Annotated in this window: 12 protein-coding genes; 5 read left to right on the forward strand and 7 right to left on the reverse strand. The window is 35.8% G+C overall.

The features are described 5' to 3' along the window. Positions 1 to 58: 58 nt before the first annotated feature. A complete protein-coding gene (locus SPD48_RS08205) occupies positions 59 to 544 on the reverse strand; it encodes a hypothetical protein (RefSeq protein WP_336257607.1) in 486 nt (161 codons plus the stop codon). A gap of 20 nt (positions 545 to 564) precedes the next feature. Beyond that, complete coding sequence (locus tag SPD48_RS08210) at positions 565 to 1,005, reverse strand: VOC family protein (protein ID WP_336257608.1); 441 nt, start codon at positions 1,003 to 1,005, stop codon at positions 565 to 567. A gap of 237 nt (positions 1,006 to 1,242) precedes the next feature. On the opposite strand from SPD48_RS08210, the gene SPD48_RS08215 reads away from it, so the two are divergent. Both SPD48_RS08215 and SPD48_RS08220 read left to right on the forward strand, forming a co-directional pair. Beyond that, complete coding sequence (locus SPD48_RS08215) at positions 1,243 to 3,036, forward strand: cation:proton antiporter (RefSeq protein ID WP_336257609.1); 1,794 nt, start codon at positions 1,243 to 1,245, stop codon at positions 3,034 to 3,036. A 244-nt stretch (positions 3,037 to 3,280) separates the two neighbouring features. Then, a complete protein-coding gene (locus SPD48_RS08220) occupies positions 3,281 to 3,475 on the forward strand; it encodes a DUF4083 family protein (protein ID WP_336257610.1) in 195 nt (64 codons plus the stop codon). A 167-nt stretch (positions 3,476 to 3,642) separates the two neighbouring features. On the opposite strand, the gene SPD48_RS08225 is transcribed toward SPD48_RS08220, so the two are convergent. Beyond that, positions 3,643 to 6,729 (reverse strand): efflux RND transporter permease subunit, encoded by a 3,087-nt coding sequence (locus SPD48_RS08225; RefSeq protein ID WP_336257611.1) that lies wholly within the window; start codon positions 6,727 to 6,729, stop codon positions 3,643 to 3,645. A gap of 97 nt (positions 6,730 to 6,826) precedes the next feature. Between SPD48_RS08225 and SPD48_RS08230 the strand changes: the two genes are divergently transcribed. Beyond that, on the forward strand, positions 6,827 to 7,654 hold the full coding sequence (locus SPD48_RS08230; protein WP_336257612.1) for a TetR/AcrR family transcriptional regulator: 828 nt from the start codon (positions 6,827 to 6,829) through the stop codon (positions 7,652 to 7,654). Positions 7,655 to 7,792: 138 nt separating this feature from the next. Here the strand turns inward: SPD48_RS08230 and SPD48_RS08235 are convergent, their stop codons facing one another. From SPD48_RS08235 to SPD48_RS08250, 4 genes are all read right to left on the reverse strand, one after another. Further along, a complete protein-coding gene (locus tag SPD48_RS08235) occupies positions 7,793 to 8,758 on the reverse strand; it encodes a cyclodeaminase (RefSeq protein ID WP_336257613.1) in 966 nt (321 codons plus the stop codon). Between the two features lie 164 nt (positions 8,759 to 8,922). Next, complete coding sequence (locus SPD48_RS08240) at positions 8,923 to 9,906, reverse strand: threonine/serine dehydratase (RefSeq protein ID WP_336257614.1); 984 nt, start codon at positions 9,904 to 9,906, stop codon at positions 8,923 to 8,925. A 25-nt stretch (positions 9,907 to 9,931) separates the two neighbouring features. Continuing rightward, positions 9,932 to 10,426 (reverse strand): DUF3830 family protein, encoded by a 495-nt coding sequence (locus SPD48_RS08245; RefSeq protein ID WP_336257615.1) that lies wholly within the window; start codon positions 10,424 to 10,426, stop codon positions 9,932 to 9,934. A 334-nt stretch (positions 10,427 to 10,760) separates the two neighbouring features. After that, positions 10,761 to 11,459 (reverse strand): response regulator transcription factor, encoded by a 699-nt coding sequence (locus SPD48_RS08250; RefSeq protein ID WP_336257616.1) that lies wholly within the window; start codon positions 11,457 to 11,459, stop codon positions 10,761 to 10,763. Positions 11,460 to 11,650: 191 nt separating this feature from the next. Between SPD48_RS08250 and SPD48_RS08255 the strand changes: the two genes are divergently transcribed. Both SPD48_RS08255 and SPD48_RS08260 read left to right on the forward strand, forming a co-directional pair. Next, positions 11,651 to 13,276 (forward strand): flavin-containing monooxygenase, encoded by a 1,626-nt coding sequence (locus SPD48_RS08255; RefSeq protein WP_336257617.1) that lies wholly within the window; start codon positions 11,651 to 11,653, stop codon positions 13,274 to 13,276. A 144-nt stretch (positions 13,277 to 13,420) separates the two neighbouring features. After that, complete coding sequence (locus SPD48_RS08260; RefSeq protein ID WP_336257618.1) at positions 13,421 to 14,380, forward strand: alpha/beta hydrolase; 960 nt, start codon at positions 13,421 to 13,423, stop codon at positions 14,378 to 14,380. Positions 14,381 to 14,590: the final 210 nt, after the last annotated feature.

The raw sequence follows: 14,590 nt of genomic DNA on the forward strand, positions 1-14,590 counted from the left end.
GCTACTTTACATGGTCCTGATAACATACTGATCTTCCTTATTCCATGACAAACACTTCCTATTCCTTCAAATCGAAAACTAAAGTATCAAATAATTTTCCATCTGTATAAAGGAGAATTGCCCATTCTCCTGGCTTGGAAAATTCCACATTGGATGGCGCATGTGCATCAGCTCCATTGTTTTCTCCTTGAGCGTGAACCGTCCATCCATCTGTAAGAATCTTTTCCACTAATTGTGACTCTCGATGATGCCCTACAATGGTTAATTCTGTATTTTCAATGCCCCAAAGATGCCACATCCATTTGTGAGGGCCAAGTCCAGACACGTCTGCTCCGATAACTCCAGACATATTATCATTGCCAACTACTCCCCAGTCACCAAATTCTTCTGCCTTCTTCTCCCAATCAACATTTTCAAAATCTGTCTGTTGTACAAAATCTGGGATCTCTGATGGAAGCTCTAAAGAAACTGCTTTATTGGATGAACATGCAGATAACACAACCACTATACAGAGTGACAAAAGTAGAGATAAACTTTTATACATTTAGCTCCTTTCCTCCCTCTTTAATTTTCTTCGTCTAGCTCGGTCGATATTTGCCAGGTCACGCCAAACTTATCCGTAACATGTCCATACGCTGGACTCCAAAACGTTTTCTGCAAGGGCATTGTGACCGTTCCATTTTCCTTTAACCTGTTAAAAACTTCTTCTGTTTTTTCTGGGTCATTCGTAATGAGCACAATTGAAATTTGTGAGTTCCCTTTCGTAGGAGCATTGTCTGAACCTGGGAATGAATCAGAAATCATCAAATTTGTATTACCAATCTTTAAATGAGCATTTAATATACGGTCTTTTATTTCTTCTGGTAATGGGCGCTCCGGATTTGGCGGCATATCCCCGAAAGTTTTTATATTAATAACTTTAGCTTCCAAAGCAATTTCATAAAATTTAATTGCTGCTTGACCTTCATCTACAAATGATAAATAAGGATAGACTGTTTTAATCATAAAAAATCCTCTCCAATCTCTTTTTCGATTATTATACACTTTTTGGTATTGAACACCAAATTAGAATCACATATAAAAAATAATTATTCAAAAAATAATCTCCTTTTTAATTAGGAAATATGTTTTTGAATGAACATGGTTATTAAGGAAAACATAAATACACCATTCTTTTCCGGAGTGAAACGAACATTAAATTGGACATAATCTTTTTATGGACAGTTTTAAAGGTGAGCTTAAATGGATAATATTGAACTAATTTTCATCGTAACAATTTTAGGACTCGGTATATTTTCACAATGGTTTGCTTGGCGGATTCAATGGCCGTCGATTGTGATCATGTCTATCGTTGGACTACTAATTGGACCAGTTATTGGATTTATTGATCCTAAGACAGCACTAGGAGATTTATATAGTCCGCTTATTTCTTTAGCTGTCGCAATTATTTTATTTGAAGGTAGCTCTAGCTTAGATCTTCGCGAAATTAAAGATGTCTCTAAATCAGTATTCCGCATTATTACTGGCGGTGCGTTTATCGCCTGGATTCTTGGCTCCTTATCCGCTCATTATATCGCCGGCTTAAGTCTTGAGGTTTCCTTTATTATCGGTGGATTATTTGTCGTCACAGGTCCGACCGTAATTATTCCCTTACTACGCAATGCAAAGTTGCAACCTCGAACAGCTGCGGTTTTAAAATGGGAAGGAATCATTGTTGATCCCGCTGGACCGCTGCTTGCACTTTTTGCTTATGAAATTATAAAAGTACTAAAACATGCACAACTCGGTCCGAATTATTTATTATTTTTTCTTGGTTCCGCCCTACTAGCTGCGATACTTGGCTTTATTATTGGCACATTCATTAGCATTATGGCAAATAAAGGCATGTTTCCCGAATATTTAAAATCTCCAATTCTGCTTGCTTTTGTCTTAATTTGCTTCACTATTGCAGAAATGATTATGCACGAGACTGGAATGCTTGCAGTGACCGTAATGGGATTAACTGTTGGTCGTGCAAGAAAACATGTTTCCTCCATTGGAAACATCCATCACTTTATAGAAGGGATTTCTGTACTCTTAACATCAACTGTATTTATTTTATTAACTGCGTCTTTAGATCGGGAAACAATTTCTCAAATATTCACTTGGCCAATTATTGCATTTGTTCTCGTCATGCTATTTATTGTGCGACCAATTTCAATATGGTTACCAACAATTGGAACAGAGTTAACGAATAAGGAAAAAACATTAATCGGCTGGATTGCACCAAGAGGGATTGTAGCCCTTACTGTAGCCGGTTATTTTGCAACTATTTTAGAAGAAGATGGCTACCGTGATGCCGCAACCTTAACCGCACTCACCTTTGCACTCGTTTTTATAACAGTTTGTGTACATGGCTTTACACTGGGACCATTAGCCAAAAAGCTTGGGCTTTCAAATCAAGATTCTCAGGGTGTTGTAATCGTCGGAGCTAGTAGTTTTTCTATTGTTCTTGCAAAAAAACTGAAAGAAATGCAGGTAGAAGTTCTGATTGTTGATTCCTCAAGAGGGAGATTAAGACCTGCAAAATATCATGATATCCCCACTTACGAAGGTGAAATTTTATCCGAACATGCGCAATTCGAAGCAGATTTAACACCTTATAATACGATACTTGCCATGACGATTGACGCTTCTTATAACATGCTTGTGACCCAATCATTTGCACCTGAATTCGGCTATCAAAATACATTTTCCTTACCTGCATCAGCTGATTCAAGTCTTAGTCAGGATAGTTCATCTGCTGTAAAAGCACATTTATTATTCGATGAAGATGCAATATTTACAGAACTTAACCGAAAAATTAATACGAACTACTCTTTAGATACGATTACGATCACTGAAGAAAAAAACATAACGAAAGAAACTTTGCCCACAAGAACTACACCGCTTTTTGTTAGGAAAACAAATAATGACATCGTGTTTATAAACCACCGAACAAAATTGGAATTTGAGGAAGGTGATCAATTGGTTGTATTAAAACCGCTTGAAGAATAATTCGCTTTATTGTAATGACAATAATATAGCGTTTATAAAAGAATATAAAATAAGTGTTTGCGACTGGGCCAAGATAATACTTCTTAATATAGGTGGATATTATGATAATGAAGTTGTGATATGATAGATAAAAGTAATCTATTTTAGTGGGACTTACGTTCCTTATCTCTACAAGTTAAACAAATTATGATAATATTTCTCCTAATGTAGGAAACCGAACTCAAAACCAGAGGTGTTAGAATTGATGATAGATTATATTATTTCTATATTTTTCACGTTACTAATCATTGTACTCATTTGTACCTTTTTCATCTCATTATATTCTTTTATCAAACGTCGCCTAACAAATTCTACCATTCAAAATAATCAGTCGGTAGAGATCGAAAGAAAACTTGATAAAATTATTGAACTGTTAGAAAAAGATAAAAATAACTCCTGAAGTGAAATACTTTGTAGTTCGTGAGAAATTTTTCGCGAAAATAAACTGATCAAATTGTTAATCTCATAAAAATGTTACTTATTACTATTTGTATTTATATTCAATGAAGCCTGATCTATGCACATATACAAAAAATCCCTACAAGATTATCTTGTAGGGATTCCCCATTAGTCTTCTTTTATTTCTTTCCGATTTTTCTTAAACATTTTTGATAAAATCTCATATACAATTGGAACAATAAATAACGTCAATAAAGTTGAACTTGCAAGCCCACCAATAACGGTAATAGCAAGGTCTCTTGAAATTAACCCGCCTCCACCTTCTGCACCAATTGCTAGCGGAATTAACGCACCAATCGTTGCAATAGCTGTCATTAAGATTGGTCGTAAACGAGTTGCACCCGCCTCTAAGACAGCATCTCGCATCACCATTCCACCACGTTCCATACGGACGATTCGGTCGACTAGTACAATCGCGTTCGTTACGATAATCCCGATCAACATTAACAGCCCCATCATCACTGTAACGGAAATGGTTTCACCGGCGAGATATAAGCCGACAAATGAACCAATGACTGCAAATGGTAATGAAAATAGGATCGAAAACGGCGCAACCCCTTCACCGAACGTTACAACAAGGATAAAGTATACAATTGCTATGGCTGCAAGCATCGATGCACCTAATTGGGTAAAGGTCTCATCCATATCCGCAGCAACCCCGGCAACGTCGACTGTAACTCCTTTTGGTAACTCTAATTTATCGATCGCTTTATCGACTTCAGAAGTGACTTTTGAAATATCTTTATCTGTAATCGTTCCTGAAACTGTTGCATAATACTCCCCTTCACTACGAGCTAATGTATTAAGGGTCTTCCCTTCCTTCACAGTTACTAGCTCAGAAAGAGGTATCGTTGTACCTAGAGCAGTTGACACTTCTGTATCTAACATTTCATCAATTGAATCGGGCTCTTCTTCTTCCTCCTGCTGAATAACCACATCAATCGAATTACCATCTTTTTCGATCGTTGTTAATACATCTTTTGTAGTATCTGCTCGTAACATCCCGACAATTTGGCCTGCTGTTAAGCCATATTGCAACAATTCCTCCTGATCTACATTAAAGGTATATTCTACATAAGCGTCTTCCGTACTTGATGAAACATCCTCCAACTTGTCATTTTCCTTCATCATGTCTTCTACTTGCTCCACAGCTTCATTTAATCTATTTAAATTTTCACTGTAAAACGTATAACTGAGTTCATTCGATGAGAAAGACATTGCTGAAAAATCTTGACTTTTCCATTCTCCAGACTGATCGATATTGAAAACATATTCTTCGACTTCCTCACGCGCTTCAGGGAAATCTTCCATATCAGGGTCAAAGATTAAATACATAAGCGCGCCATCAGAGCCGCCGCCCATCATCATCGCAGATGGATCACCATTATCATTAATAGATAACTGGATAATATCGATATCATCACGCTTCAATAATTCTTCTTCCACTTTTTCAACATTTTTTAATGTATCTTCTTTTAAATCACCCGTAGCAGGTGTATAAGTTAAATACATTACTTTTTCTTCGTCACTACCTAAAAAGCTAAAGCCGATTAATGGAGTCAGCAATAAACTACCGACAAGTAATATAATCGCTGTTAAAGAAGTAATAATTTTATGATTTAACGTCCACTTTAATGCACCTTTATACCAGTTTGCCAGTTTCCAAGTCTCTTTATGCTTCGCTTCCCCTTTTTCACCGTATAATTTTTTTCTAAATAAAAAGTGAGAAAGTGCCGGCACAATCGTAATTGCTACAAGTAAAGATGCGCCTAATGCAAATGACATTGTTAAAGCAAATGGCATGAAAAGCTCTCCAACCATTCCACCAACAAAAATTAATGGAGCAAATACAGCCACAGTTACAATAGTAGAAGAACAGATCGGACGAAACATTTCAATCGTTGCTTCTCGTACAAGCGCACGACCAGACAATTTTTCATCTTTCAAATGAAGCCGTCGATAAATATTTTCAACGACAACGATCGAGTCATCAATTACCCGTCCAATCGCAACCGTAATCGCACCAAGCGTCATAATATTTAACGTAATATCCATCCAATTTAATAATAAAACAGCCATTAAAATCGATACTGGGATCGAAATGACGGAAATAATAGTTGACTTAATATCACGTAAGAAAAGAAGAATGATTAATACTGCTATTAAACCACCAAATAAAGCTTTTTCGATCATCGTCTTGATTGAATCTTCAATCGGTTCTCCTTGATCAAGAGAAACATCAATCACAAGACCATCCACTTTACTTTCTTCTTTTTTAATTAACTCTTTTACATTATTTACTACATCTACGGTATTTGCTTCCTGTCCTTTAACAATTTGAATACCGATAGAATCCTTTCCATTTGTTCGCGAAACAGACTCGACTTTACCTACGAGTTCAAGATCCGCAATATCTTTTAGTTTTACAAAAGGAGATGGATTTGCTGCTGAAGGTTCAACCGGTATTAACATATTCTTTAGTTCATCAACGGTTGTAAATTTGCCGTCAACTGCAACAGCTTGTTCTCCTTCTTCAAACTCATAGAGTCCGAGAGAAACTGCAAGATTGCTAGCTTGAATCATATCTTTAACAGTATCTTCTGTTAAGCCTAGTTCCTCCATCTTCTCTTCATTATATACAAGATCTACTTCCTCAATATGTTGACCGGTAATCGTAGCTGAAGCGACCCCATCAACTTTTTCAATCGCAGGAAGTAATATTTCTTCCACAGTTGAAGTCAATTCAACAATATCTTCTGTTGTACTACTTACACTAAGAGCTACAACTGGCATCATATCCATATTAATCTCTGTAACAGTCGGCTCCTCAGCACCATCCGGCAAAGTTACCCCATCAATGGCTGATTTAAGTTCTCGATTCGCCTCATCCATATCAATTCCATACTCATATTCAATTTGGATACTTGACATATTAGAATAAGAGTTAGAATAAACAGCTTTTACGTGTTTCAAATTTTCAATGGTTTTTTCCAATGGAATAGAAACTTCTTCCATGACCGTTTCAGGAGTTGCACCCGGATACACATCGGAAACCATTAAAAAAGGAACGGAAACATTTGGAATCATTTCTGTTTTCATACGTGTTCCTGAAAAAAGACCAAACACAACAATAATAATCGTAAGCAGCCATACAGCTAGCTTATTTTTTATAACAAAATTAACTAATCCTTTCACCATTACACCTGCCTAATATTGATTTTCTTCACCTAGTTATCTATACTAATGACTGATAAGTCAATTGTCAATTCAAAGAGTCATAGGAGAGGAAAACATGGTTAAAAAACAATTAATTATGGAAAAAGCGTCTGAATTATTTGCAAAACAAGGATTTAAAGCAACATCTGTTCAACAGATCACTGAGCATTGTGGCATCTCAAAAGGCGCACTCTACCTGTCTTTCAATTCGAAAGACGAACTCATTTCATCCATTATTGACCACTATATGAGTCAAGTAACAGCAAACTTTGACTATATAGTCAGTCATTCGGATAAAGAAGACCTATTATACGATTTTTATCGTGAATACTATCATTTTTTTAATAAGCATGCGAATATCGCTAAAATTTTCATTAAAGAAACGCAGTCCTTAAATGAAGAACTGATTGACAGAATGAGATATTATAATCAATTGCATGAAAAAATTATTTTAACAATGATTGATCGGCTATATGGCAAAAAGGTTAGAGATGTGAAATATGATTTGCTTTATTGTATAAAAAAATTATTGAATATGTATGCGGAAGTCTTTTTATTAAATGATATTTACTTAGACTTTAACGTCCTTGCACAATCCTTAGTAGAAAAAACGAATATAATCGCTGAAAATATAACGATCCCTTTTATTACAAAACAACAATATGAACTTTTGAATTTTAAAAAAGTTAAAGATCTTTCAAAAGAAGAGTTGATTCATCTACTGGATGAGACAATAAAAGAAATTGAAAGCGGACTGGAAAGAGAATCGATTCTCCTGCTTAAAGAAAATCTTATGGAAACAAATTTGTCTATAGCAATTGTGAAAGGTCTCATAGAAAATATCCGGAATTATCCGGGCTGTGAATGGATCGCTTACCTATTGAGGAAATATTATGAGCTATGAAGGTTTTCAGGGAAGAAATTATTCAAATCTATATAAATCAATGTTTTCTTTGCGTGTATTTCATCAGCGCTTTTATAATATATTTAGCCCCTTTATGAATGATGTTAAAATCCATTCTACAGGGGCTTATTTTAATCATTATATTTTTGCTTCATTTACAAGTTGCTGATATGCATACAATGCGATTTTTGTATCTTGAGCTCCTGTTCCTGTTAAATCCGCCACTGTAATCGCATCTTTTGACAGTCGCGGTTTTATTTTTTTAGAAGTTATCTGACCGAGCTCCAAGACTTTTGTTTTATCAATGAGTCCAGCTTCTATCCCAGGTCTAAGTTCCCCACATACTTCACATTGCGTAATAACATCACAAACAACAACATCAGCCATTTGTAAAATCTTCGAATCTAGTTCCTGCTTATAAGGGGCATCTGCTCCCATTGCCGTAATATGTGTGCCTGGCTTAATCCATTCACTCCGTAAAACAGGTTCTTCTGAAGGTGTCGTAGTTATAATGATTTGACTTTCGTTTGCAACTTGTTCAGCATTGTCTTTAATCGTTACAGAAACAGCTAATTTTTCTTCGATTTCTTCTTTAAATTCGATTACTCTCTTTTTCGTTTTACTAAATACGACTACATGTTGAAAATTTCGTACTTCTTTGAGTGCTTCTAGTTGATATCGAGCTTGTGCACCTGCTCCAATAACACCGACAACTTGAATGTTTTCATTTGCTAAATAATCTGCTGCGACCGCTCCTGCAGCGGCAGTTCTAACATCTGTTAAATATCCATTATCATATAACAATGCCTCGGGCTGACCATTAACCGCGCTAATTAAAAACATTAACCCACCTGTACTTGGAAGACCTAGCTTATAATTATTGAAAAATCCAGATGAGACCTTTAGCGCGAAACTTTCATGTCCAGGAATATAGGCGGTTTTCACATCAACTTCCGCATTATTTTCCGGGATATCCACTCGCATAATCGGAGGCATTCGTACATTTTTCGTAAATAAATCTGTGAAAGCACTTTCAATTTCTCGAATAATAGTTTGATTGATTGTTACATTTGTCCTGATTTCCTTTTCCGTAAAGATCTGCATGAACCATTTTCCTTTCTATACTAATTAGATAGAATTTAGAAGATATTACGATGTGGAGTGCCTATCTTCTCTCGTCTTGCTAGAAACCTATAGGAATATCTCTCATAATGGAACCATCTGTATTTTCTGTAGCTGTAAGTTTTCATCTTACCCTAATAAATGTTTCACTTCGTTGTTGCAAGATATTTGGCTCCAACATTTAAAACAACTGAAGTATCTACATTTTTTCCAGAAATAACTGAAACAACGTTTTTTCCTGCAACGTCTACTTTTCCACTTAATATCGCCGCAACAGTAGTAGCAGCAGCCCCTTCCACTGCGAATTGATGATGATGAAGCATATACATCATTCCACGGGCAATTTCCTCTTCACTTACTAGAATAAAATCATCTATGTATTCTTGTACCATACGGAATGTATAATAATTATTTAATCCAATCCCACCTAGTAGACTATCTGCCAACGTATCTTCCTCTTGCAAAACGACCGGATTTTTAACTCGGATACTTTCGTACATCACCGGACTTTTTTCCATTGACACGCCGATTAGTTTCACCTTAGGATTATATTTTTTCAGGGCAAAACTTATCCCAGAAAAAAGACCTCCACCAGAAACAGGTATAATTGCCATATCCATTTCAGAGAACTGTTCGATTAATTCAATCCCAATCGTTCCTTGACCTGTAATGACGTCTATATCATCAAAAGGTGGAATAACCGTAAGTCCCTCTTTTTCCGCTAATTCATATGCATAGCGTTCCGCATCATCTTGATTATCCCCCACTTTAATAATTTCGGCTCCTAAGCTGGTGAGCTTATTTACTTTTACAGATGGTACATGATTTGAAATACAAATGATCGCTCTCATTCCGAGTTTTGCTGTCAAATAAGCAACTGCCAACCCATGATTCCCTGTTGAAAATGTTGTAACTCCACGTTCTCTTTTTTCCTTTGAAAGCGCAAGTATTTTATTTGCTGCTCCACGCATTTTGAATGATCCTGTCTCTTGTAAATTCTCAAGTTTCAAATAAACAGATGCATTATACGACATACTGAGCGAATCACTATTTATTAATGGTGTTTCCATTACATAAGGCTGGATACGTTTTCTTGCCTGATACATATTAGACAAAGTAATAGGTTGCATATAAATCACCTACCGTTAAAATAAATTATTTCTCATACCGTTCATACACCAATGTTTCCCCTTTCGCACCCGAAAACCAAATATCATTACATTGCTCAGCAAATTCTTCTAAATTTTCTTCAATTGTGGCAAAAACATTGCCCGGCACAAATCCAATATCTCCATTTAAAAGTAAATTATTTCTTCCATAAAACACAGCTAAATCGACTACTCCAGGCAACTTGTCTATCCCTTTTTCTTCTTTGAACTTTTGATCTAATACTCCTCCATCAAAATCAAAAAAACAGACATCTCCTGGGATTGGTGTTATCGTAGTGTTTTCCATCCCAATCGGCTGGTCAAAAAAACGAGGAACCATTGTGTAAATTTCATTTCTAGCATACTTTGCATGATACACTTGTCCACTTTGTGGCAATGCATTCCAAACTGCCTCACATGTTTTAGGAGCTTCTTCTTCTAATAATCGAGCGATACAAGATACCCCACGATTTTTCAAACTTATCTTAATGTATCTCGTCATGATTGCATTTCCCCTTTTTTGATTGAGTATGTACTTATCATACGATATATATATTTAAGAAAGCATCAGACAAATTGTATGAATATTTCTTCTTTATTTTGACGGTTTGATATATATTAAATGAAATAATTTCAATATTTATCCAATCCATTCTGATTGGTTCTAAATCTAGATAGTCTCTTATTTTATGACTATTTGTAAATGGTTTAATCTAATGGAGAAATCCATCTTACCGAGTACGGATCCATGATAAGAGCATTTAATAGTTGGTAAACGGGGAAAGTATTTAGAAAATGTTTAGCTAGAATAGATATAAAAAGAGATAATCTTCAGTTCAAAAAATAACACCTCTTCTATATAATTCACCAATAGCGTGCGAGCGATTTTTAACACCAAGTTTTTTAATAGCAGTTTTAACATATTGATTAACGGTAACTGCACTTATCCCCATTGAATCAGCCATTTCTTTTGTGCTTTCACCTAATGCGATTCGTTTCATTACTTCCATTTCCCTTCTACTTAATAAATTGGCATTTACACCATTTTCTGAACGATTCATAACTTTTCCAACTAGTTTTCCGAAAAAAGTAAAGTAAGAAAGCATCTTTTCATCCATGTTAGTACCTTCTTTAAATTCCGAACTACAAATATACCCAAAGACGACAGGACCATCAAAAATTGGAATAACTACGAAAGTGTTTGAAATAGTAGAGGTTATAGTATACTTGCTATTCATCAGTTTCAAATATTCAATACCCGAACAATACTTTGCTTCTTTGTCCTTAATGGCAGAGTATATAATCGGAAAGTTTCTAACATCATCTCGAATCTCTCCTATGTGAACTCCACCTTCTAAATTAAGGTAAATCAGTCCTTCTGCAAGAAAACCAAGTGGAGAGTATCTAAGTAAGTACGCATCTAACACAGGAAAGTTTTGCAAATATATCTCTAATACTTTAAAAAGCTGCTCCTCATGGTTGAAAGCAAACTCTATTTTCTGAATAGATTGTTCGATAGTAGAATGTGATACCATCCAATCACCTCTATTTTAGTATATATAATAGTCTAAAATTAGGGAATTTTCAAATATCTATAAGTGTTGTATCTTTTTATTAACAACTTATATTTTGAACATGACAAACATAAAAGGAAAAGGAGGAATACGTTTTTAGTTACGCAGGAATATAATTTTGCATTTACTAGAATGATAGGAGTGAGAACAATATGACAACAACCCAAGAAGAAGATTTCGATGCAATTTTGATAGGGGCAGGATTTTCTGGACTATATATGCTACATCGATTAAGAGAAGCTGGTTTCTCTACACGTGTCTATGAAACAGGTGATGGGGTTGGTGGTGTTTGGTATTGGAACCGCTATCCAGGTGCACGTTGTGATGTAGAAAGTATTTACTATAATTATACTTTTTCCAAAGAGCTCTTTGAAGAATGGACTTGGACTTCTAAATTCCCTGCCCAGCCTGAAATTCTAGCGTATTTAAACTATGTTGCAGATAAATTTGATTTACGTAAGGATATTCAGTTTAACACTAAGGTTACATCTGCACAGTATGACGAAACAACAAATAAATGGAATATTCATATGGATGATGGCACTATGGTGCTTGCTAAATATTTTATCTCAGGAGTAGGATGTATTTCATCCGCCAATCTGCCAGATTTTAAAGGCCTAAATACCTTTGAGGGTGATTGGTATCATACTGGTCACTGGCCACAAGAAAAAGTAAATTTCAAAGGAAAACGTGTTGGTGTCATCGGTACTGGATCAAGTGGGATACAATCAATTCCAGTGATTGCTAAGGATGCAGAACATCTTACTGTTTTTCAACGAACACCTCAGTATACAGTACCAGCTCGAAACTACCCGTATGCCCCAGAATTTATTAAAGAAACAAAAGAAAACTTCACTGAAATTAGAAACATATTGCGTAATACTCCATCAGGAAACGGCTTTCACTTTAGTAATAAATCTGCACTATCCGATTCACCAGAAGTACGACAGAAGGTTTTTGAACAAGCTTGGGGAGAAGGAGGTTTCGCCTTTACAAGCGCTTATAATGACTTTCTTATCAATGAGCAATCTAATAGCACAGCAGCCGACTTTATTCGATCAAAAATAAAAGAGGTTGTAAAAAATCCAGATGTTGCAGAAAAATTATTACCAAACTATTATTACGGGACGAAACGCCCAATTTTGGATACCGATTATTATGAAACTTATAATAGAGAAAACGTTTCTTTAGTAGATGTCAAAAAAGCTCCTATAGTAGAAATCACAGCAAATGGTATTCGGACAACTCAATCTGAGCATGATCTAGATATAATCGTTTTTGCAACTGGATATGATGGCATGACAGGCTCTTTATTTAAAATCGATATCCTCGGAAAAAATGGTGTGTCATTAAAAGAAAAATGGGAAGGTGGAGCAAGTGTAAGAACCCATCTCGGCCTTGCAACTGCAGGTTTTCCAAACTTTTTCATGATTACGGGACCGGAAAGCCCATCGGTACTAACCAACATGCCACCTGCTATCGAACAACATGTCGAATGGATTACAGATTGTTTAAAGCACCTCCGTGACAACGGGATTGAAACAATAGAAGCATCTGTGGAGGCAGAGGAAGAATGGAGCAAGCATTGTCAAGAAGTTGCCAACCACACTCTTTATGTCAAAACTGATTCTTGGTACACTGGCGCGAATATCGTAGGTAAACCACGAAGTTTTCTTATCTATCTAGGAGGATTTGATGTTTACACACAAAAGTGTAATGAAGTCGCCTCATCAGGATACAAAGGGTTTACACTTTCCTCTATAAAACAGGTAAATTGAGAATATTTATGAAAAGAAGAAATAAGATGATATTAATAAAGTTAACTGCCTATACGAGGAGATCTTATGGACAAATCTAGAAATAGAAAATGTTAATTTTATAGCAATGAAGATTTGTATATTAAAATTCAAGGAGGATGTAAAATGAAAAATAGAATTGATCCAGAATTGCGAGAAACACTCGAATTATTCCCACCTCTTGATATAGATAACATCGAAGCGACTAGACAAGGAATGGCTGCAGCAGCACAAATGAATGAAATAACCATAGATGAATCGGTTGTTATTTCGGAAAAAATGATTCCGGGACTAGAAAATAACCCTTCCGTAAGAGTAAAAATCTATGAACCTAAAGAGAGAACTGAAACGCTCCCTGGTCTATTATGGATTCATGGAGGTGGGTATGTTCTTGGAACAGCCGATGAAGGAGATGCTCTCGGTCAACAGTTTGTGTTGGAAGCAAATTGCGTTGTTGTTTCTGTCGATTACCGTTTGGCACCTGAACATCCATATCCCGCAGCACTAGAAGATTGCTACGCAGCACTTAAATGGTTTTCAGATCAAGCAGATGAATTAGACGTTGATCGATCAAGAATTGGAGTTGCTGGTCAAAGTGCAGGTGGAGGATTAACGGCTGCACTAGCTTTATTCACGAGAGATAAGAAAGGTCCCGAATTATGTTTCCAAATGCCATTGTATCCAATGATAGATGATCGAAATAACACTCCATCTAATCTTGAAATAACAGGGAATATGATATGGAATTACGATTTAAATGAAAAAGGATGGACTATGTATTTGAATGGTAAGAATGGAACTGACGAAGTTTCACAGTATGCTGCTCCGGCACGTGCAACAGACTTATCTAATCTCCCATATACATATACATGTATAGGACAATTAGATCCATTTCGTGATGAAACACTTGATTATGTCACTCGTTTAAGCCGTGCTGGTGTAGATGTTGAATTTCATCTTTATCCGGGCGCCTATCACGGATTTGAAGGAATTGTCCCAACAGCAAGTATTAGTCAACGAGCGATTAATGAGTATGTTGGAGCTGTTAAACATGCTCTAAATAGAACAAAAGTAGCAGCAAAATAAAGGGTTCATTCTTATTTTAAGCTACCTTGAATCATAGGCTTAATACTCCTTAAAAATGGACAAGTGGAGAAAAATAAACAATACATTCTCCACTTTTTTTATTTCAAATATTATTTTGATAATATTACACAAAAATATTAGCTGCTTCTTCTCCATTAATAGCTTAAAATCAATTTTGTTTAAAACTATCGCCATTGTTCTTAATTAACA

It is taken from the genome of Pseudogracilibacillus sp. SE30717A (assembly GCF_037071985.1).
Classification (GTDB): Bacteria; Bacillota; Bacilli; order Bacillales; family Amphibacillaceae; genus Pseudogracilibacillus.